Genomic DNA, 20,194 nt, shown 5'->3' on the forward strand with positions numbered 1-20,194 from the left:
ATTGATTACAAATTGCTGACTGTATATTCCCTCAAAGCCCTGAACATCGTCGTAGCCTGTTTGCACATATAGCGCTTGACGCGAAATATGCAAAAAATGTCCATTAAAATACCTGTATGCTTTTCCCAGTTCAAAAACAAGATATCGGTGTTTACCAAACGGATTCCCGAGGATGAAACCGATACTTTCAATTGCAGGCTTTATCTCACGACATGCGTTTTTTAAAACTTCTTTCTATGCCCTTTTTTCGTAAGCGTCCATTTAACCCCATCTTTTTTTCTCCGCCTGATGTGCTAATGGTCTCCCAAATACCAAGGAGGAGCCGTTATGCAAACCAAGTCACAGAAGTACACGCCTGAGGAGCGGGCCGGATTCTGGTCCGCGCATATCAACAAGTGGAGGCAGGGCAGCCTGACCAAAGCCGAATACTGCCGCAGGGCAGAACTGTCCAAGCATGCCTTCTATTACTGGTGCAAAAAGCTTGGGCACACCAATTCCAGGAAAACCCAGGAGGAAAATGCCATCGTGCCGGTGCCCCTGAAGGTTGTCCAGGAGAAAACCCATACGCCTCTGCGCCTGATGGTCAATAGTTACCAAGTGGATATCCCGGGTGATTTCCAGCAGGAAGTACTGGCCAAGCTTGTCCGTACTCTGGAGGAGATCACGTGATCGCGGTAAGTCAGGCCAAGGTGTATCTGGTCACCGGACATACCGACATGCGCAAGGCCATAGACGGGTTGTCCATCATGGTCCAGGCTCAGCTGGAGCATGACCCCTTTTCCGGTCATCTGTTTGTCTTCTGCAACAGGCAGCGAACCATCATCAAGATCCTGTACTGGGACACAAACGGTTTTTGCCTGTGGCAAAAGCGCCTGGAGAAGCAAAGCTTCAAGTGGCCTGCATCAAAGCAGGAAGTTATGGAGCTTGATGCGAGGCAGCTTGTCTGGCTTTTAGACGGTCTGGACCCTGTGCAGGTCAGGGGGGCACAAAGAGTTAAAATTTTCCACATTATTTTAGATTTTTTGAAAAAAAAGCTTGCAATTCCAAATGTTTGTGTGTATAGGAATACTCAGTTATGGACATCAACAACTTGCCAGATGATAAGGATGCGCTCAAAGATATCGTTGCTGACTACCACCAGCAACTTATCTACCTGCAGGAGAAACTGAACTTCCTGCAAAAAGCCATCTATGGGTCCAAATCCGATAAAAAACCCAAATGCGGCTCCAAAGAGACCTGGCCCATGATGCCTGGTCTTGTTGAGATGGAAACCGAGGTGGAAACGCCCCAGGAAAAAACCATCACCATACCTGAACATTCCCGTAAGAAACGTGGCCGCAAGCCCATCCCCAAGGATCTTCCCAGAAAGGATATAATCCATGACCTCTCTGGGGAGGAAAAGATATGCCCCTGCGGAGTCGAGCTAAGCCCGATAGGTCAGGAAGTAAGCGAAAAACTGGATTATATCCCTGCCAGGCTGATTGTTAATCGCTACATCCGTCTCAAATACGCCTGCAAAAACTGCGAGGGAGCCGAAGATGATCAGGGTGCAGTCAAAATAGCTCCCATGCCGGAACAGCTGATCCCCCAGGGCATAGTGACTCCAGGTCTTATGGCTCATATCATCACGGCCAAGTTTGTGGACGGCCTACCCTTTTATCGCCAGTGCAAGCAGCTTTTAAGGCTGGGCATTGATATCTCCCGTTCCACCATGGTCTCCTGGGCCATGCATGCGGCCAGGGTCTGCGAGCCTTTCCTGGATCTGTTCAAAAAGGAGATCATGCTCGGATTCCAGGTGGGCATAGACGAGACCCCGGTACAGGTACTTGATGAACCGGGCCGGTCCAACACTTCCAAGTCATATATGTGGGTTTTCCTTGGCGGCCATCCTGAAAATCCCACTGTCCTTTATGATTATCATCCCACGCGAAGCGGTCTGGCCCTGGATTTCCTCCAGGACTATCAAGGTTATATTCAAAGTGACGGCTATGCAGTCTACAACGACCTGGGCGACAAGCCGGGCATATTCCATGTAGGATGCCTGGCCCATGTCCGGCGCAAGTTTATGGATGTGGTCAAACTCTCCAAGAAACAAAAGCACAAGGGCGGAACCGCCCAGGAAATCCTGAACCTTATCGCCAAGCTATATATCCTGGAACAGTCCTTTGAAACCAGAAAGCTAAAGCCCGACCGGATACAGGAAGAACGTCAGGAAAAAAGTATACCCATACTAAACCAGATAAAAACTCTGCTGGACGAAAGAAGTAAAACCACCCCGGACAAAAGCAAACTGGGCACGGCCATAAATTATGCCCTGAACCAGTGGGACAGAGTGGTGCGCTATACACTGGATGGCCGGCTGCGGCCTGACAATAATCTGGTGGAAAACGCCATCAGACCCTTCGCCCTGGGACGCAAGAACTGGCTTTTTGCCGGACATCCCAATGGAGCCAAGGCAGGCGCTATGTACTTCTCCCTGGTGGAGACAGCCAAAAAGAACGGCCTGGAGCCTTACGCATACTTACGCCACCTGTTTGAAAACTTGCCCCTGGCCAAGACCGAGCAGGATCTGAAGGCCCTTATGCCTCAGTACATAGATCCGGAAGTCCTGCCTTCCCCCACTGCCTGCTGATCCCAACCATCATACCCCTGGCCTGCTGCATATCCAGTGGGCCAGGGAATACTACCAACGATACCCGCCCATGGATAGGTGTACCCGTTTGGACGCTTACCTTTCAATTGCAGGCTTTATCTCACGACATGCGTTTTTTAAAACTTCTTTCTATGCCCTTTTTTCTTCAGTGCAGAGACTTGCACATTTCGCGTCAAGCTCGATAAGTGCAATAAAGTTATTGCATAAGGCAGCCATTTGTTCTAAGTTCACAAAACGGGCTTGACGCAAAATGTGCAAAAGGGGCAAGGCATGGATCATTTCGAGCCGGGCATAACAGGAAATGTACAGCGGATATTCAGAGCAAGATACAAGCTTGATGAACCTGGGTTGACATCACATATAACCCAGCGTGCGGCCGGCAAAGACCCTCTGTTTCTGGATGATAGAGATTACCTGACCATGCTTGGCCTGCTCAAGGAAAGCTCTGAAAAATTCAATATCAGCTATTATGCCCTGTGTTTAATGCAAAACCACCTGCACATCCTGATCAAGCCCTATGAAAAGAATCTGGTCCAGGCCATGCGCTCAATTTTTTCAAGATATGCCGCTAAATTCAATCACCGGTATGAACGCCGCGGCCATCTTTTTGGAGGACCCTACCGCCAGTCTGTTTGTCTGGACAACTCCTACCTGCTTTCAGCCTCCTTATATATCCACCTGAACCCTGTGCGCGCCGGCCTTACAGACAACCCAAACCAGTACAGGTGGTCCTCAGGTTCTCTTTACTGCCTGGAAACCCCCAGAGAATCATTTGTGGATCCAAAGCCGGTACTGCAGCTTGTACATGATGATCAAAACGCAGCCCGCAGGGAATACTATAAGATACTGCACAAAGCCCAGGGAGCAGAACCGGATAACGCCCTTGAACATAAAGGGGCTATTGAAAAATTCTGTGTGCGCCTGGCTGAAATCTTCCCCGCCCTGTTCAAAAGGCTGAACAAAAAAAGCAGCGCCTATGAGAACATTCCCCCTTCCATGCTTGAACTGACCGAACTCGAGAGCAGACTGCAAAATATGACTGACTCAAGATCCCGGTCAACTGAAAACAGGATGGCCCGGAAATACATAATTGAGCAACTGCTGGCCAGAGGATTCAAAAAAACTGAAATCGCAGAGCGTATGGGCATCTCGAGAAGGTCCGTATATTATTTACTTAACTCTTCGACAAAATAATAGCCGGTCGCATTCTGCACATTTCGCGTCAAACGCGAAATGTGCAAAATATGGCGTAATTGCACACTATGCGTTTGACGCGAAATGTGCAATTAGCTGAGGCGGGAGCAGGTTGTGGGCGGCTTGCTCGAATGGCGGCACGACAGCTAAGGCAGGAAGGATGGACCTTCTTTTTAAAGGGGAAAAGACATCTTCAAGGCTGAAAAAAGCGGCTATACTGAATGATTTCCGAACAAAATCAACACAATGATTCAGGCCGACTCCACTTCGTATACAATACTCCATTATGAAGGATCATTGCTGGACTTAATTGCACACTTTGCGTTTGACGCGAAGTGTGCAGACAATATTTTTGCAAATATGTAAATGCCAAAAGCAAAACCATGTCAACAACATTTTGTTGAACTAAATATTGCAAAATTTATTTTTAAGACGTTTAAAGAGCCACACGCCGAGAACCGCTCCGATTGCATCAAATACAATATCTGAAATTGAAGCATAGCGGCCAGGGACCGTGATCTGATACCATTCCTGAAAAATTCCGAAACCGATGGTCAAAAACAGGGCCAGTACCACAGCGGTTCTGGCCTGTACGTAAGCATCCAGACACCAGCGCCACAAAAAGGCCAGCAGGCCGTAGGCAGGTATATGTATAAGATTCTGCAGAAGGGATGGAAGCAGAAGGAAATGCAGGCGGTGACTCCCAGCCTCCCCGTTATCCGCGGGAATAGAAGCTCCAACCAGGATAAGACCCATATACAGCACCGGCACAACCATGCTCAGGCGTCTGGAAAAACCCTTGCAACCAGTAGCACAATAGTACCTGCCCCCTCACTCCCTGGAGCTGAGTTCCTTTTGAGCAATGCATGATGTGGTTAAATGGGCTTTGGGTGTGGCGAGTACCCGGGCGATTCTCTGGCTGGCGCGGCCATCCCAGAGCTCGGGTACTGTGGAGGGCCTTAGATCACCTGCCAGGTTGCGGTCTACAGATCTGCGCAAAAGATCCATGTCCCGGCCTATGAGCATATTGCTGCCGGACTCCAGGGTCACCGGCCTCTCGGTATTCTCCCGCAGGGTCAGGCAGGGAATCTGCAGGCCCGGCACCTTCGACCAACAGGAAGGTTCAATTTACCATAGATGTAGCTGTAAAAATTCATAAGCAGGCTGCCAGTCCTTTGAGATGTCCATAAAAAGTAAACATCCACCATGGATTTCAGCCCTTTTTCTGTCCATTTGTCCGAACTAAAGAGATAATTGCACACCTCTTTCCTGCTGATGCTGCAGCTTTTCATTCCAACCTGCTGAAAAGAATATCGAAATCGTGTCCGGCATGCATCTTTCAATGTATGTGGATTATTGGAGCCAACATTCTTAAAAAGGAGGACCGGAATGTTTTTATTGAAAAAATGCTTTGTATTGGCTGCTCTTTGCATGCTCATAACCCTGGGCACGGCCCTGCCGCTCAAGGCGGCCACTGTCTACAGCGGGGCCTGGACGCCAACGAGCAATTCCACGGAATTTTTCAACGTTACCTTCAACACCACAGGTGATTCTAACTTCAACTTCTTTCTCTACAATAATAACGACGCCCAACTGATGATTTTTGAAAGATCACAGTTGTGGGATGCGGCCCAGGTAGGCATTTCTCGTTCAGACGGGACTTATTCCGCCTCCCTCAACGGAACCAGCCTGGTTCTGGGCGCTAATCCCCATTTCTGGCTGGGGTACTCCTTGGGGAACGATACATTCCATCAGTACACCTACTCTCTTCTGACGGGCAATGATCAGTTCCTGCTGAAACTGGGCGACAAAGACATTATGATCTCAGATGCATCCCCTGTACCCCTGCCCGCATCCATCTGGCTGCTGGGTGCGGCTCTGGTGGGTCTGGCCGGTTTCAGCAGAAGATATTTGAGGTAAACGCTTCAAAGCCCGTTCCCACCAGGTTGCTGTTCATTCTGGTGCGGGTCGGATTTTTTCTATAGATTGCCTGAAACATATAACCCAAGGAGGATAGATGCCATGAAGCTCATACGTCTCAAGTGGCTGCTTTTGATGGCAGCCGTACTGCTGTTTTTCACTGCCGGCACTGTGCATGCGGCGTCATACTACAATATGACGCCGCCGAAAGATGACGGCAGGTATTTGGGATGGGATAAAAATGTGTCAGGAGAATTCGACTTCCTAAAGCCTTTTACTCCCAACCTGGTGGAGTTTGATTACCATGTCTACTTTCTGGGGGCACTGGCTGGCCACACCAACCAGCTGAGGACCGGAGACACGGTCCATTTCGACTCCACGGTAGCATCTGTGGGGGAACGAAGAATCGTAAACTTCAATGACGATACCATGCTCTACGATGCCACAGGGGGAAAAGGAAGCCATCTTTTGGAGGGCAACACCTCCGGCGCTCCTGGAATCCATTTTTTCCAGGCTGATAAGCCGGTGAAGTTTACCTACGATGGTTTCACCAAGGAATTCGATACCTCCTGGATTTTCGTGGGCTTCAATGATGCCTGGACAGGCGACAACGATTATAATGACATGGTGCTGGCGGTAAAGGCTGTGCCCATACCCGGGGCTGTATGGCTGCTGGGCTCCGGCATCCTGGGCCTCGTGGCCCTGCGCCGCAGGATCTTCAGTTCATAGGATTTACTTCACCTCTTGAAGTGAGCATCAATTAATAAAGGCGGGGCCGTTTCCGGCTCCGCTTTTTTTGTCTTGTTCTTTAGGTGAAACTATCCAGTGCATTTTAAAAAAGCACTTTCTGCTGGACACTTTTGTAATATAAAAAATAACAATGGCACCTCAATGCTTCCGGATACTCCTGGCCATCTGTCCGGTCCAGCAGACAGCGTGGAACACTCCGAAACCCAGCAGAGATCCAAGAAAATTAATGGCCACGTCATCTAAGCTTCCGTGCCTGTGCGGCAGGAGATACTGGAAATATTCCATAAGAGCGCTGTACCCGAAAACCAGCAGCCCCACGACCAGTCTGACCCGGAAGGTTCTAAAGCTCATGCATGCCACAAAAATTATGCCGGCCATTATGTAAAAATGCATTTGAGATGCTGCATCAGAGGGAGGGCTGGTGCCGGGCGCGAGTGTAGCGTACGGCATGAATACCAGTACGACAACCAGCAGGACCCTGCTGACTGTCGTTACCGTTGGCGAACCTGTCATTTTTTCCATAATTATTTTTCAATGGTCAATAAAATTGATGTCAGCATCTCCGACTTTCCGAACTCAGTCAATCAGTATCAGAATCAGCTCACTGTGTCTGTGTGAGTGTCTGTGTCTGTGGGAGTGACAGTGTCTGTGTCAGCTTTGAAAAGCTTTTTTATTCTGATAGAAATGAAAGAAAGAAGTCGGATACTGTTTGGATTACAATATACTGAGTTTCTGAAGCCTTATTCATGAAAGGACCAAAGTGGGCCAAATCTCCGGTCAGCAGGTGAGATGCACGCCCCTGGACAGCAGCCATAAATATCGGTTTATCCTTGTCAGGAAGTTCAAGGGGACAATCCATCTCATGAACATGGGAAACAATGTGAATACTCCTGCACAATTCTTCAATTCTTGGCAGACAGTCCGGAAATTTGATGCAGATGTTACGGCGCGCTTCTTCACAGGCAAGTTCGCTGGTCATAAGGTGCCAATATACTCTTTCCGCCAACTCCATGAGCAAGGCTGCCTTACCCGAAGGATTATGAGCAGCTGTGAAAAGGACATTGGCGTCAAGAAAAACTCTCTTCACTCCTGGATGCCAGCCTTTTCTTTTATCAACCTGCGGGTTTGCTCATCCAGGCGATCTTCTGCATCCCAGAGAGCTATGTCCTCATCTTTATAGATTTCGATTTCCAGAACTGCTGCCGGACGAAGAACCAGTTCTCCGTTTCTGTCTTCGGCAATAACAGTGCCGCCTGCTTCGAGTCCGTATTTTCTTCTGAGCTCAGCAGGCAGAGTGACTTGACCCTTCCTGGATATTGTCAGATTCTGTCTCATTTTATTTTACCCTTGGGAGATTTAAATGTCAGAATATCCGACTTTCCGAATTCAGTCAAACAGTATCAGGATCAATTCACTGTGTCAGTGTGAGCGTCTGTGTGGGTACGCTTATCGCCCAAGGTAAAGGTGATTACGGCTCTCGCCGGGAAAAAACCTGGGTGCGGCCATGGAATTAATGGCATGGAGCACAAAAACAGTCAGGGTGGCCAGCTTGACTGCCACGGCATAATAGCCCACCTCGGCCTCAGGCCGGAACATGCCCAGGATGATCACCCCGGTCTGACCGATGATAAAGGTCATAGTAGCGGTCATGAGCATGGGCAGGGAGATGGCCAGGATCTCCTTCATGGGCATGGGGTGCAGGGCATCATCCGGTGCTGATTTCTTTTTGAACACCCTGTCCATGTTCCAGGCCCCGACCAGGGCGGTCATGGCGAAAGAGGCGAACATGGCTAAAATCGGGTTGGACTGGTGAAAAAAGAAGATAGTTATGGGGATAAGGATGATGAGCTTGGAAAGACGGGGCAAAAGCTGCATGAACGCATAGACCCGGATCAAGCGCACCCCGCGCACAGCCTGAGTATTGAGAATCATAAGAGATTTGAAAACAATAAATACCGCTGCCAGGGCAAAGTAATACTGCAGATGGGGTTTGGAAAAAACTGTTTGTAACCATTCAGGGGGGCAGATACCGGCCTGGGGACAATCCCCGCGACACCTTTTATGCACAAATAAAAAATGACAAACGCGAAGTTGTTTGAACCTTCACAGATAGTACTCAGCGAAGGACAGTCCCCAGGCCTTGTGCATAACTAAACTGGCAACATAATGTCCCCTTGCGCCCTGACTCCTGGGAACTGCCTCAAGGGCGGGGTATGCGGGGTACGTTAAAAAAATACTAAATGCAGGCGGGGTAAGGCGGGATATCGCGGGATACTGGCAACATAACTTCACCCAGTTGAACAGACCGAAGGTCTACGGCACAGCCGTGTTCAACCGGGTAAACTGGCAACATAATGTCCCCTGGCTCTACTGCGGCTTCCTTCAATGCTCGGAATGAGTAACGAAGGGAGTGGCCGGCAAAACCTCTCCCGCAAAAAGTGTGTAAAATACGCCGTAAGTTACACACTTTGCGTCAAACGCGAAATGTGCAGATCCTCAATCTTTTGGGCAAAGTCGGCAATGTCATTGGGCCTGGCATACAGGGACGCCTGCCGGGCAGAAAACCTGCCCTCAGCCAGATCATACTGGATAACGTAATGCCCATTTAGCTCTTCCGGGCATGTGCAGATCCATAACTTGCACACTTTGCGTCAAACGCGAAATGTGCAAAAGCGGGTTTTGTTATTCGCTTTGGGTTTGACCGGAAATGGGTAAGTCAGGGGTGGGTTAGCGGACCAGGAGGGGCAGGTAGCCGATGGCTTGGCCGTGTTTCTTTTTGATGCAGGCCAGGGTGTAGAGGTTCCAGAAGATAATGCTGGTCATGCCGGATATGGCTGCGCCGTAGATGCCGGGATTTGGGGTGAGGATGAGAACTGTTAATCTGTCCACCCCTGCACTGTCCTTTGCTCACTTTAAATTGACCCCCCTCTGAACGGCTGCGTTTGTTCTCCAGGTAAGAATCCAGCGAGGCGACTCGCGTTGCAGCAGACGCACCCTACATGTCCAGTTCCTGGCGCAGCTCCAGCATCCTGGCTGAAACACCATCAGCACCGGGTGAACTCATGGCCTGTTCCAGGACGCCCAGGGCCCCGACTCTATCCCCTATTTCTGCCAGGACCACGGCCAGATGATAGGCAATGTCCAGGTTCTGCGGATCTCCCTGCCTGGCCAGGTCCAGCTTTTCCAGCGCCATATCCAGGTTGCCCAGCCGGTAGTGGGTCCAGCCCAGGGTGTCCAGCGCCTGAGGGTGATTGCTTTTTGCAGCTTTTGAGGCCAGCTCCAGGGCTTTTTGAAGCTTTTGTTCTTCGCTGGATGACGCGTACATGAAGGCCAGGTTGTTGGCCGCGGGCCAGAAGCCGGGATCCCTTTCCAGAATAGCTGCATATTGCTTTTCAGCCATATCCTTCTGGCCGGCCTGCTCATAAAAGGTGCCCAGCATAAATCCGACCTGAATGGATTCGGGCTCCAGAAGCAAAGCCTTTTCCAGAGCTGCAATGCCCGGTTTCCAGTTTTTGGCCTCTGCATCCAGGGTTGCCTTGCGCGTCCAGGGAACCATCCATTCAGGCTCCATGGACGCGGCCAGGGCAAACATCTCCCTGGCCATGACCGGGTCCTGCCCGGCCAGGTAAACGTCTCCATGAAGCAGGGCAAGAAAGGCCTCCCCGGGATGCTCGGCTCTCAGTTCCTGCACATAAGTTCCGGCCTCCTCCACCCTGTTCTGGGACAGGTCAACCATGACCCTGGCCTGCAGCACCTGCTGATTCAGGGGCGAACGGGCAAGAGCCTTCTCCAGATGACTGTGCGCCAGGGCAAAATTCCCCCTTGAGGCTTCAAGGACTCCCAGCTTGTAATGCCCGGTTCCTGCCCATTCTTCATCCTGAAGCAGCAAGGAGTACTCTTCCGCTGCCAGGGAAGCATCCCCCTTCATGGCCAGCACATCGCCACGCTGTATGCGCGCCGGCATGTTCCCGGGATCAGCGGACAAGACACGGTCAATTTCCTGCAGAGCCCGTAAATGATCTCCCTGGCCCAGGTGATGTTCTGCAAGCTCTTGCCTGGCCCGGGCATATCCCGGGCTGCTTCTGGATACGCCACGCAGGTACTCCACAGCCATTAAAGGTTCGTTGTTTTGAAAATGCGCCCTGGCCAGCAGCAGGGGAATCTCCGGGTCATCTCTTTCCTCTCTGTAGGCCCGCCTTAGAGTCTGCACGGCCATGGCCGGCTCGCCCCGGGCAAGAAAGATCCTGCCCTGCATGGTACGAGCATGGACGTCATCGGGATTGCGCCTGAGCACCATATCCAGTTGATGTGCTGCCTTGTCCAGGTCCCCCTGGTCATAATATATGCCGGCCAGGTACTTGCCGGCATCCAGGGCCCGCAGGTGCTCCGGATCCCTCTTAATCTCCTCATGCAGCATGGCCCTGGCTGCCGGTACATCACCCATGTCCAGGTAGGTTTCCGCCAGTGCAAAGCTCAGGTCATAATCACCGCCCAGGTAAGCCCTGCCCTGCTCCAGCACCTGGACTGCATCCTGAAACCGGGACTCTTCCATGTACATGGCTCCTAGACCCAGGTACGACCTGTTATCATCAGGACGGGCAAGCATAAGACTTTGGAATTCCTTCATTGCTTCATCAACCTGCCCTGTTCTCTGAAAAAAATGCACCAGCATCAAGTGCATGTCTCCATTACCCGGATCATGGGCGACTATTCTTCTGTATTCTTCTTCAGCCCCGCAGTAATCCTGAACGCTTTCAAATACTCCGGCCATGGCCAGCATCAATGTCCGGTTGTCAGGCAAGACCTCCAGCCCGGCTGACAGAACATCCACAGCGTTACCAGCAAGATTCTGCCCGGCCAGAACTCTGGACAGGAGTATGTACGGCTCTTCCCGATCGGGATGTGCTGCAATGATCTCCTCCAGGCTCATCCTGCCGGCCTCGAGCTCACCCTGCCTGATCATTACCGTGGCCATGATTATCCCGGCATCGGCATTTCCCGGGTCACGTTCCAGCACCAGGCGGGCCTTTTCTTCCGCCTGCTCAGACTCACCAGCCATGTGGTAGATACGTCCCAGGTACAGGTGGGCCTCCAGCAAATCCGGATCCAGGTCTACCGCACTGTTCAGGGCTGCATAAGAACTTCTCCAGTTCTTCTGGACAAAGTAAACCCTGCCCAGAAGAAGTTGCGCTTTTGCAAAATCAGGATCGATGCGCAGTGCATTCCTGATTTCAACTTCGGCCAGGCTGTACCTTTCGCCCTCAAAATGTGTTACTGCCTTCTGGTAATAGGCATCCCTGCGCTCCTCTGGATTGCTGCAACCCGTAAGCAGAAAGAAGGCTAAGACCCACACAGACAAACAAAAAATATTCCTGGACATATTGTCTCCAATGGAGCTGCAATCAATTACCATGCAGCATGTTTATGGTGATTTCCCAGGGATTATATCGCTCCCTTACGCTTCATGACCACCCACAGGGTAAGCACTATTATCTTCAGATCATTCAGGAACCGCCACTGATCAATATACTGCAGGTCAAGCTTGACTACCTGGTTGAAGTCGTTGATACTGTTTCGTCCGGACACCTGCCAGAGTCCGGTGATGCCGGGCTTCATGGAAATCCTGCGCCTGTGCCATGGTTCGTACTGTCTGACCTCGTCCAGGGTGGGCGGCCTTGTACCCACCAGGCTCATCTCTCCCTTGATGACATTGATGAACTGGGGGAACTCGTCCAGGGAAGTCCTGCGCAGAAATCTTCCCACCCTGGTTATACGGGGATCGTTCTGCATCTTGAACATGAACCCGTTCATCTCGTTCCCTGCTTCCAGTTCCCTTTTGCGCTCCTCTGCATCCACATGCATGGTCCGGAATTTATATATATTGAAGATGCGACCGTTTCTGCCCACTCTTTTCTGCTTGAAAAAAACAGGTCCAGGCGAGTCCAGTTTTATGGCCGTGGCAACAAAAGGATACATCAGGCAAAGCATACAAAACCCGGCTATGCCGAAAACATAGTCCACTATACGCTTATAGAGCAGCCCGGTGGCGTTGATGCCGTTTAGTTCCCTGGTCAGGGTGGGAATGCCCTGTATATGCTCCACGCTCAGGCGGTATGTAGAAGACGGATTATACATGGCCGGGATAATCTTGTATGAAACGCCCATTTTCTCGCAAACATCCAGATATGCCTTGATGTCCTGGCCGAACTCGGGATTAAGTGCAAAAACCACCTCGTCAACGCCCTGCTCCGTGATCACCTGGAAAAAATCAGACATGGAACCCAGCAGAGGTACCGCAGGCAAACCTTGCACGCCTCCGTTGTCCGGATTTATCAGCCCTATCACCTTGTGTCCCCAGCTCTTTTGTTCCATCAGGGCCTCATGGGCTTTTTCAGCCCGCTCACCGCTGCCCACGATGAGAATACGTCTGGCGCTGAAGCCGTTGCAATGAATTCTGTCCAGGATTATGTCCAGAACCACCCTGTTCATCACGGTGCCGGCCAGGACCAGTAAGGCAAATCCCGCCAGAAACCCCCTGGGAATGTCGAAGAGCTTCAGGGTATAAAGAGCCACCCCCAGACAGGCGAAGACAACGATCACCGAACCCGTTAGGCGCTTGATTACAGGCAGGATGGAATGATGGCGCTTGTCCGAGTAAAGCCCCATAACACCCATGACAAAGTTATTGGCGAACATGACGAAAAGAATGATTCCAACCAGGAGGTAATCCTCCATAAACCAGACCCCGCCGCCGGCAATACGGCGCAGATGCATGGCCCCGTAGCCGGAGACGATCACCGCCAGTCCGTCCAGGACCATGAGCACGGTTATGATGAAAGCCACCTGTTGCCTGTACATTCCTTAACCTGAAAAATCCTGCTATATTACTTTGTCGCCTGCCCACACCAGCTGATCCTTCGCCTTTCCTCTTTTCCATTCATCATTCATCATTCATCATTCATCATTTCTTCCCCATGTTCCTCGCCTTTCCTCTTTTCCATTCATCATTCATCATTCATCATTTCTTCCCCATGTTCCTCGCCTTTCCTCTTTTCCATTCATCATTCATCATTTCTTCCCCATGCCCTATGCCCCAGGCACATAAGCCCCCAGCAACTCCTTGAGTTCCGCCACAAAGCCGTCAAGCACGACCTGGGCTTCTTCGCGGCTCTGCCCGGGAAGCATGAACATCTCCACCCGCACCAGGGCGCCGTCGGTGCGGCGCATCAAAACAGCATCCAGAAATAGATAGGCCTTGTTCCAGTACTCGCTGGTAATGTGCCTGCCCCTCTGGTCAAACCAGAAATTGGCCAGAATGCGCCGGCCTCCCTGTTCCATGACCATGCTCTGCACGGGAAAGTCGCGACCGTTTACCGGACTGGGAGGAGCAAGCTCTCTGGACTGCATCAGCCAACCGCTTCCAAGGAGGCATGAGGTGGGGGCATGAGCCGTCTTCCTGGTGGTCTGGGCCTCATAATAAGATACAAGCAGGTGAAGACTGTTGCCGGTTTCCGGATGAAAAAAACTGCCGGAAACATAATCGTCCGCCCACAGTGAATCCAGAATGCCCTGGGACAGGTACAGCCTTTCCCCTTCCCAGCCAGCTATTCTGTCCGGGAAGCAATCAAAATCCTTTCTTTCCGGACTGATCTGGGCATGCAGCATATGCGACTGCAGCAACAGCGAAGAGATGAACACCAGAAGAATAGCCGCTGTCTTAATCATGGGCCTCTTGATACCGTATCCTGAATAAACGGCCGTATCTCTTCCGGCAGAGTCATCCTGAACCATCGTCCTGCTTGTCTCAAGCTTGCGCAGAAACAAAGTCACCCCCCCCAGAAAAACAAGGGTGAACATGTATACCAGCCAGCCGGAAAAATCGTGAAAAAAACCTTCGGCCAGTCTGGGGTCTATATACCTGGCCAGCACCCCGGTCACGGCCACGCGCATGGAATTGGAAAGCAGGCTGAGCAAAGGACTCAGGGCAAAGAGAATTATCCTGGAAGTGCTGCTGCGCAGAAAGAAGCGCCCGATGAGCATGGCCATGAGCATGGTGGGAAACAGGTACCTGAGCCCGCTGCAGGCATCCACCACCTGCAGCTGGGTCACGCCCAGGTCTATAATGTTGCCTTCCCTGAAAACCGGCACGGATAAAAGCTTGAGAATCTGTTCGGCCAGCGCTGAAGACCACAGCTTGAGCTTGAAGCTGACCATATTATTTAGAAACGCCGGCAGGGGAATGGCGAAAAGAAGCACTGCAAAAGGAAAGGTAATGTGCCTGAGAACAGCAGTGCCGAATATAAAAAGAAAAATCCCCAGCAGGGACATCCACATGGAAAAATAGATCAGTGTCTCCAGAGATCCCAGACGACCCATGCTCATGACCAGCATGGAGCAGATTATGATCAAAAATCCCCAAAGCCCTGCATCTCTGGTGCTCCAGACAAACCTGTCCTTGGACAGCCATAGAAGATATAAGAATACCGGCGGAACCAGGTAAGCATGACTGTAGTCCTCATGCCCCCACTGGCCTGCCATATTTCCAAAGTAGGGCAGATAAAGAACAACCCAGACCGATAAAACAGCTCCCGCCAGAATCCAATGCTTATTTATGTACTCACTGCTGATCATTGCCTGCTCATTTGTATTTTAAATGAGCACATTGCAAAATCGGTGCCCTTTAAAATAAGGGCTTGCTGCAGAACAAGAATGTAAACAGTAACTGCAAGTCTTATTTTTAAAGAAAAAATACCGACAAAAACAGACGCAACAGCAATGGTCCTTTTTTTCACAAAGATTCCCGTCACAGGAGTCAGGTGAAAGGTAACAGGAGCCGGTAAAAAGCCGGTCCGAATCCTACTGCCCGGTAACCCGCAGCACTTCCTCAATGGAAGTAACCCCCTGTTTAACCTTGTTCCAGCCGTCCCGGCGCAGCAGGGTCATGCCCTGCTTTACTCCGGCGTTGCGGATCTGGGCTGCACTCTTGTTGCCTATTATCAACTCCCGGATTTCTTCTGTAATGCCCAGAAGCTCAAAAATGGCAGTTCGACCGCTGTAGCCTGTATGAGAACATGCAGGGCAACCCGCAGGCTGATACAGCTCTTGAGGCAGATCGTTATCCGCAGCCAGATCATACTTCTTGAGGATCCGAGCTTCCGGAGAAAAGGGTTGTCTGCACTCCGGGCACAATATGCGCACCAGCCTCTGGGCCATGATCCCGATAATGGACGAGGCCAGCAGGTAGTCCTCCACCCCGATCTCCATGAGCCTGGCCACGGCCCCGGCTGCGTCATTGGTATGCAGGGTGGAAAAAACCAGATGTCCGGTAAGGGCGGACTGAATGGCAATATCAGCAGTTTCCCGGTCCCGGATCTCCCCGATGAGAATCACGTCCGGGTCCTGGCGGACAATGGATCTAAGCCCATCGGCAAAACTCAGTCCATACCGGGGATTGACGTGCACTTGGTTGATCCCTTCCAGTTCGTACTCCACTGGATCCTCCACGGTAATGATCTTTTTCTGGATGGAATTAATGGCGTTGAGGGCCGCATAAAGGGTGGTGGTTTTGCCGCTGCCCGTGGGGCCGGTGACCAGGATGATCCCGTGGGGGGAGTGGATGAGTTCCTGAAAGAGTTGGTATTCCCGGCCGGGAAAACCCAGCTGCTCCAGGGTAAAGCTTGCGCTGCTGCGGTCCAGGATGCGCATGACCACGCTTTCACCGTACACTGTGGGCAGACATGAGACCCGGATATCAATATCCTTGCCGGCTATTCTGGATCTGATACGCCCGTCCTGGGGCACGCGCCTCTCGGCAATATCCAGCCCGGCCATAATCTTTATGCGCGTAGCCAGGGCCTGGTGCATGTGCCCGGGCATTTCCATGAACTTCTGCAGGATGCCGTCTATCCTGTAGCGCACCTGGATACGGCCTTCAAAGGGCTCCAGGTGAATGTCGCTGGCCTTTTTCTCCACGGCCCCAGTCATGATCCTGTTAACCCTTTTGATGACCGGGGCTTCAGAGGCCAGATCCCTTAACTGTTCCAGATCCTCGGACAGATAAGATACATCTGTTGAAGCATCCGTCTGGGCTTCTTCATTGTCACCTTCTTCAGTAAACCCCGGAGTCTTTCCCTGAAAATGCTCCTGCAGCCAGCCCTGGATATTTTCCCGTCTGGCCAGACAGACAACCATCCTTCTGTCCGGGTTCATCTTTTTCAGGGAATCCAGAAGCAGAAAATCTAAGGGATCGCTTACAACCACCCGGAACTCGTCTTTTGTCAGCTCCAGGGGCACAAAAAGGTGCTCCTGCATGAACTGTACAGAAACATGTCCGAACTGTTCCGGGTTGAATCCTTCAGGCAGGGAATGCACTACCTGGTAACCGTAAGCCTCCTCCAAGAGATCCAGATAATCATCCTCGGCAATGAGACCGGTGCGCAGGGCCAGGCGGTGGAAAGGCTCGTCCTGCATGCCTGCGCTGGACAACTTTTCATAATCCTTCCTGGATATAAGTCCCTTGTCCATCATCAGTTCAACCAGCGAAAGCATTCTTTACTCTCTTGCCTTTTCCATCGTAACCATTCAGGGGATGCCTGAACCGGCCAGGGGACAGTCCCCGCGACACCTTTTACGCACAATTACAAAAATTACAGACGCGAAGTTTTGTGTACAAACACAGCCGGTACTTAGCGGGGGACAGTCCCCAGGCCTCGTGCCAGTAATCACCACCGAGGACCCCCTGAATGGTTACCTTCCATCAATCCCCCAATCCCTTGGTCTCAAAATCACTTCATCCTTTCCTTGAGCTCTTCCAGCCGGGTCAGAAAATTCCTGGTCAAAAAACCGGAATCCTCCCGGCTCATGATTACATGGGGAGTGATGAACACCAGAAGCTCTGTATTTTCAAACCTGGTTTCAGAAGTTCCAAAAAGATGTTTGACCACCGGAATCCGCCTGAAACCAGGAACCCCGGAATAGCCCCTGGACCTCTCCTGCTCCATGAGTCCGGCTATGACTATGGTTTCCTGGTCATCCACGGCCAGGGTGGTTTCTGCATGCCTGGTGTTTATAACCGGTGCGGTTATGCCCTCCACACGCCTGGCTGTCAGGCTGCTCACCTCCTGGACAATCTCCATCCGGACCATGCCGTGCCGGTTGATCTTGGGTGTAACCCTGAGAATAATACCCGTGTCCCTGTACTGGATGGTGGTATCGATGACTTCGGAAGTGTCTGTGTCATCCAGACGCTGCCTGGTGGAAGTGGGAAAAGGCACCTGATCCCCGATATTGATGGTGGCCGGCCTGTTATCCGAGGCCAGCAGGGTCGGGGTGGACAGGATCTGCAGCTTGGCATCATCCACGGCTGCGTACAGGGCGGCCTTAAGCCGCCTGGAGCTCTCCACCCGGAAGACACCTCCTGCACCGGGCAGGGCATCTGCGGCCGGGTCAAAGCGCAGCTCACCTGACAGCCTGTCGCCGAAACTGAGAATGTACTGCCAGTCCACTCCCATCTTGGTGGCATCGCTCAGCCGTACCTCGGCTATGATCACCTCGATGAGCACCTGCTTGGGGTATAGATCCAGCTTTTCCATCACCGAAAGAACCCTGGCGTAGTCAGGGGCCCTGCACCGGGTGATGATGGAATTTGTGGCCCGGTCCACGGTGAACCTCACCGGCCCGGCCAGCTCGCCGCTGACCATTCCGGGCGCAAACACGTCCTGATCATCCTCAGAGGCCACCTCACTCACTGCCTCCCTTCCGACCTCCGAGTCCGCTTCCACCCCCTGGTCAAAAACCCCGCGCAGGGATTCCACTATTTCTTCAGCATCGCCGTACTGGACATAATAGACATAAATATTCTCCCCGGCAGAACCCAGGATATGCTCGGGAACAGGACGGTCCAGGCCTTCCACCCAGGCCTGCACAAAGCTTAAAACCGTCTCGCTCCTGGTAACCGCCAGGACCATGTTCAGTCTTTCCAGGGGCAGAAAGGACACCCTGGCCTGTCTCCCCACGCGGTCCCGGTCCATTCCGAATCTCTCCAGGATGTTTTCAAGTTTCTGTGCGGCCTCGCCTGCTTCGATATAGCGCAAAGGATACACCCGGGCCAGCACGTCAGCAAAAATGCTTTCGTCAAACAATGAAATGAGGCGGGAGACTTTTTCCAGAGAATGGGGATAATCCGAAACCAGCAGCACCCCCTTTTCCTCGTGGGCATAAACCCGGGCATCGCCTGAAAGGTGCGGTTCAATAATGTTAACCATTTCTTGTGCAGCGATGAAATCCAGCCCGAACCCCTGAATGATCTGCCCCCGCCTGGGGAGCTCCTCTCTGTCCGGCAAAATGATGAGTTCCCCGGGGATATGCCCGGGAACCCGGGACAGGGGCAGAAATTCCAGGATCTGGTCGGACCTGATCATGGCCGCGTTGTTCACCCTGAGCACGCCTTCCAGGACACCCAGCATCTGCCGGGCATTGAACCTGTCCTTGACAAACAGACTTACCCGGCCGCTGACTCCCGGGTGTATCAGGTAATCCTCTTCCAAAAGCTGCATGAACACCCGGATCACTTCCACCAGGTCAGCATCGTAAAAGCTGAAGGAGACATCCCTGGCCTCTGCAGGGTCAAACTCCTCTGCCGGGGCGAAGATATCCATTGTGGTGCCAAGCGGGGAAGCGGCAATGATCTCCTGCAGCCTCTGGTTGAGAAGCTCTGCCTCTGTAACATCTGGCTTCAGCACAGGCTCCGGCTGCACAGCAGGCATCTCAAAATGCTCAGGCACTTCTTCCTTCTGGGGATAGGCCACCGGCTCCCGGGCCAGGCTTTTTATCTCCGGGTCCATTGCGGCGCAGGAGGAACAAAGAAAAAGTATTACCAGGAGGAAGATAAATTTCATGGTGATTCCATTTTCATCCTCACCTCACCGGGCGGTAAACCGGCCCAAGCGGTGTGTCTATCCTGTGCATTCTGCCTTCCTCCACCAGCCTCTCCATGTCCTCGGGGGAAGGAGCAGGATCGGGACTGACTTCATCATCCTCCAGCCTCTGCATGAGATGCTCAAGGCCCGTGCCCGGAGCCAGAGGTTCCAAAGCATCAGGCGGGCCTTCCGGTTCCTCCCGGGGGTCGTCCTCCCGTGTTGGCCGGTCAGCAAATAAATGCACATGAAAAATCCGGCCTCCGGACTGAATGGTTACATAATCATCATGGATGTCTGTAAGAGTATATGCAGTTTGCAGGCCGTTATCCTCCATGGTGATGCTCTGGCCAGCTCTTACCAGGCTGTAGGTATCCGGAGAGGGAAGGTCATGGTTGTATATCAGGGCCATTCTTTCATCATCCCGGGAAATAATTCCATGCAGCCTGAAAGCGCCTGGATCCGCCTGAACGCGACGCGCATCGTCTGGATCTTCGGATACCGGCCTGGCCCAGGGCCTGCGCTCAGGAGAAAACAGGTTGTTCGATATAATTATTTGATGATCTTGCGGATCACCGACCTGACCAGGCACAAACTGATCCTGCAGTTCCTGCATATTTATATCCGGAGCCTCTTCATCAGGAAAAAAATCAATCTGTACTTCCTGGTGCTTGTTTTCCCTGTAGTCCAGAAAACCCAGACCAAGAAAGACTGCTGCCAGCCCGGCAAAAATCAGAAAGATGGCCAATTTTGGCCCTTTGAA

19 protein-coding genes are annotated in these 20,194 nt (G+C 51.9%); 6 read left to right on the forward strand and 13 right to left on the reverse strand.

Features of this window, described 5'->3' with window-relative positions; genetic code table 11:
* Positions 1–327: 327 nt before the first annotated feature.
* The 4 genes from tnpA (at position 328) to DTHIO_RS00505 (ending at position 3,847) form a co-directional block, all read left to right on the forward strand.
* Entirely contained in the window at positions 328–669 is a 342-nt protein-coding gene (gene tnpA / locus DTHIO_RS00490) for an IS66 family insertion sequence element accessory protein TnpA (RefSeq protein WP_008868404.1), read from the forward strand.
* Complete coding sequence (gene tnpB, locus DTHIO_RS20885; RefSeq protein WP_144017187.1) at positions 666–1,169, forward strand: IS66 family insertion sequence element accessory protein TnpB; 504 nt, start codon at positions 666–668, stop codon at positions 1,167–1,169. Before tnpA ends, tnpB begins: the two co-directional genes overlap by 4 nt.
* Positions 1,076–2,632 carry an IS66 family transposase gene (tnpC, locus tag DTHIO_RS00500; RefSeq protein ID WP_008868370.1) on the forward strand — a complete coding sequence of 519 codons (1,557 nt, stop codon included), beginning with the start codon at positions 1,076–1,078 and terminating at the stop codon, positions 2,630–2,632. Before tnpB ends, tnpC begins: the two co-directional genes overlap by 94 nt.
* A 291-nt stretch (positions 2,633–2,923) precedes the next feature.
* Positions 2,924–3,847, forward strand: coding sequence for a transposase (locus DTHIO_RS00505; protein ID WP_008868405.1), 924 nt, complete (start codon positions 2,924–2,926; stop codon positions 3,845–3,847).
* Positions 3,848–4,252: 405 nt separating this feature from the next.
* On the opposite strand, the gene DTHIO_RS00510 is transcribed toward DTHIO_RS00505, so the two are convergent.
* Both DTHIO_RS00510 and DTHIO_RS00515 read right to left on the reverse strand, forming a co-directional pair.
* Positions 4,253–4,624 carry a VanZ family protein gene (locus DTHIO_RS00510; RefSeq protein WP_008868406.1) on the reverse strand — a complete coding sequence of 124 codons (372 nt, stop codon included), beginning with the start codon at positions 4,622–4,624 and terminating at the stop codon, positions 4,253–4,255.
* Between the two features lie 54 nt (positions 4,625–4,678).
* The gene (locus tag DTHIO_RS00515; RefSeq protein WP_040417299.1) at positions 4,679–4,951 is read right to left on the reverse strand and encodes a UDP-N-acetylglucosamine 2-epimerase; all 273 of its coding nucleotides are present in this window, start codon (positions 4,949–4,951) and stop codon (positions 4,679–4,681) included.
* Between the two features lie 285 nt (positions 4,952–5,236).
* Here DTHIO_RS00515 and DTHIO_RS00525 point away from each other — a divergent pair, with 285 nt between their 5' ends.
* Both DTHIO_RS00525 and DTHIO_RS00530 read left to right on the forward strand, forming a co-directional pair.
* On the forward strand, positions 5,237–5,767 hold the full coding sequence (locus DTHIO_RS00525; RefSeq protein WP_008868408.1) for a VPLPA-CTERM sorting domain-containing protein: 531 nt from the start codon (positions 5,237–5,239) through the stop codon (positions 5,765–5,767).
* A gap of 102 nt (positions 5,768–5,869) precedes the next feature.
* Complete coding sequence (locus DTHIO_RS00530; RefSeq protein ID WP_008868409.1) at positions 5,870–6,496, forward strand: VPLPA-CTERM sorting domain-containing protein; 627 nt, start codon at positions 5,870–5,872, stop codon at positions 6,494–6,496.
* 159 nt (positions 6,497–6,655) lie between these two features.
* On the opposite strand, the gene DTHIO_RS00535 is transcribed toward DTHIO_RS00530, so the two are convergent.
* The 11 genes from DTHIO_RS00535 to DTHIO_RS00580 form a co-directional block, all read right to left on the reverse strand.
* Positions 6,656–7,039, reverse strand: coding sequence for a VanZ family protein (locus DTHIO_RS00535; RefSeq protein WP_008868410.1), 384 nt, complete (start codon positions 7,037–7,039; stop codon positions 6,656–6,658).
* Positions 7,040–7,187: 148 nt separating this feature from the next.
* Complete coding sequence (locus DTHIO_RS00540; RefSeq protein ID WP_008868411.1) at positions 7,188–7,604, reverse strand: PIN domain-containing protein; 417 nt, start codon at positions 7,602–7,604, stop codon at positions 7,188–7,190.
* Positions 7,601–7,852 (reverse strand): AbrB/MazE/SpoVT family DNA-binding domain-containing protein, encoded by a 252-nt coding sequence (locus DTHIO_RS00545; protein ID WP_008868412.1) that lies wholly within the window; start codon positions 7,850–7,852, stop codon positions 7,601–7,603. Before DTHIO_RS00545 ends, DTHIO_RS00540 begins: the two co-directional genes overlap by 4 nt.
* A gap of 111 nt (positions 7,853–7,963) precedes the next feature.
* Entirely contained in the window at positions 7,964–8,584 is a 621-nt protein-coding gene (locus DTHIO_RS00550) for an oligosaccharide flippase family protein (protein ID WP_083803886.1), read from the reverse strand.
* A gap of 660 nt (positions 8,585–9,244) precedes the next feature.
* A complete protein-coding gene (locus DTHIO_RS21275) occupies positions 9,245–9,406 on the reverse strand; it encodes a hypothetical protein (RefSeq protein WP_153305051.1) in 162 nt (53 codons plus the stop codon).
* A 106-nt stretch (positions 9,407–9,512) separates the two neighbouring features.
* A complete protein-coding gene (locus tag DTHIO_RS00555; RefSeq protein WP_008868413.1) occupies positions 9,513–11,897 on the reverse strand; it encodes a tetratricopeptide repeat protein in 2,385 nt (794 codons plus the stop codon).
* 62 nt (positions 11,898–11,959) lie between these two features.
* On the reverse strand, positions 11,960–13,375 hold the full coding sequence (locus DTHIO_RS00560) for a sugar transferase (protein WP_008868414.1): 1,416 nt from the start codon (positions 13,373–13,375) through the stop codon (positions 11,960–11,962).
* 228 nt (positions 13,376–13,603) lie between these two features.
* A complete protein-coding gene (xrtD, locus tag DTHIO_RS00565; protein ID WP_008868415.1) occupies positions 13,604–15,148 on the reverse strand; it encodes a VPLPA-CTERM-specific exosortase XrtD in 1,545 nt (514 codons plus the stop codon).
* A gap of 225 nt (positions 15,149–15,373) precedes the next feature.
* Positions 15,374–17,065 carry a type II secretion system ATPase GspE gene (gspE, locus tag DTHIO_RS00570; RefSeq protein WP_008868416.1) on the reverse strand — a complete coding sequence of 564 codons (1,692 nt, stop codon included), beginning with the start codon at positions 17,063–17,065 and terminating at the stop codon, positions 15,374–15,376.
* 236 nt (positions 17,066–17,301) lie between these two features.
* Positions 17,302–19,413 carry a type II secretion system secretin GspD gene (gspD, locus tag DTHIO_RS00575; protein ID WP_008868417.1) on the reverse strand — a complete coding sequence of 704 codons (2,112 nt, stop codon included), beginning with the start codon at positions 19,411–19,413 and terminating at the stop codon, positions 17,302–17,304.
* Positions 19,414–19,432: 19 nt separating this feature from the next.
* Positions 19,433–20,179, reverse strand: a complete 747-nt coding sequence (locus DTHIO_RS00580; RefSeq protein ID WP_144289721.1) for a hypothetical protein — start codon at positions 20,177–20,179, stop codon at positions 19,433–19,435.
* Positions 20,180–20,194: the final 15 nt, after the last annotated feature.

The sequence above is a fragment of the Desulfonatronospira thiodismutans ASO3-1 genome, assembly GCF_000174435.1.
Lineage (GTDB): Bacteria > Desulfobacterota > Desulfovibrionia > Desulfovibrionales > Desulfonatronovibrionaceae > Desulfonatronospira > Desulfonatronospira thiodismutans.

What these genes read in the sequence shown, in the direction of transcription:
- tnpA (WP_008868404.1), top strand. Translation starts at nt 328, where the DNA reads ATGCAAACCAAGTCACAGAAGTACACGCCTGAGGAGCGGGCCGGATTC.
- tnpC (WP_008868370.1), top strand. Translation starts at nt 1,076, where the DNA reads ATGGACATCAACAACTTGCCAGATGATAAGGATGCGCTCAAAGATATC.
- DTHIO_RS00505 (WP_008868405.1), top strand. Translation starts at nt 2,924, where the DNA reads ATGGATCATTTCGAGCCGGGCATAACAGGAAATGTACAGCGGATATTC.
- DTHIO_RS00510 (WP_008868406.1), bottom strand. Translation starts at nt 4,624, where the DNA reads ATGGTTGTGCCGGTGCTGTATATGGGTCTTATCCTGGTTGGAGCTTCT.
- DTHIO_RS00525 (WP_008868408.1), top strand. Translation starts at nt 5,237, where the DNA reads ATGTTTTTATTGAAAAAATGCTTTGTATTGGCTGCTCTTTGCATGCTC.
- DTHIO_RS00530 (WP_008868409.1), top strand. Translation starts at nt 5,870, where the DNA reads ATGAAGCTCATACGTCTCAAGTGGCTGCTTTTGATGGCAGCCGTACTG.
- DTHIO_RS00535 (WP_008868410.1), bottom strand. Translation starts at nt 7,039, where the DNA reads ATGGAAAAAATGACAGGTTCGCCAACGGTAACGACAGTCAGCAGGGTC.
- DTHIO_RS00545 (WP_008868412.1), bottom strand. Translation starts at nt 7,852, where the DNA reads ATGAGACAGAATCTGACAATATCCAGGAAGGGTCAAGTCACTCTGCCT.
- DTHIO_RS00555 (WP_008868413.1), bottom strand. Translation starts at nt 11,897, where the DNA reads ATGTCCAGGAATATTTTTTGTTTGTCTGTGTGGGTCTTAGCCTTCTTT.
- DTHIO_RS00560 (WP_008868414.1), bottom strand. Translation starts at nt 13,375, where the DNA reads ATGTACAGGCAACAGGTGGCTTTCATCATAACCGTGCTCATGGTCCTG.
- xrtD (WP_008868415.1), bottom strand. Translation starts at nt 15,148, where the DNA reads ATGATCAGCAGTGAGTACATAAATAAGCATTGGATTCTGGCGGGAGCT.
- gspE (WP_008868416.1), bottom strand. Translation starts at nt 17,065, where the DNA reads ATGCTTTCGCTGGTTGAACTGATGATGGACAAGGGACTTATATCCAGG.
- gspD (WP_008868417.1), bottom strand. Translation starts at nt 19,413, where the DNA reads ATGAAATTTATCTTCCTCCTGGTAATACTTTTTCTTTGTTCCTCCTGC.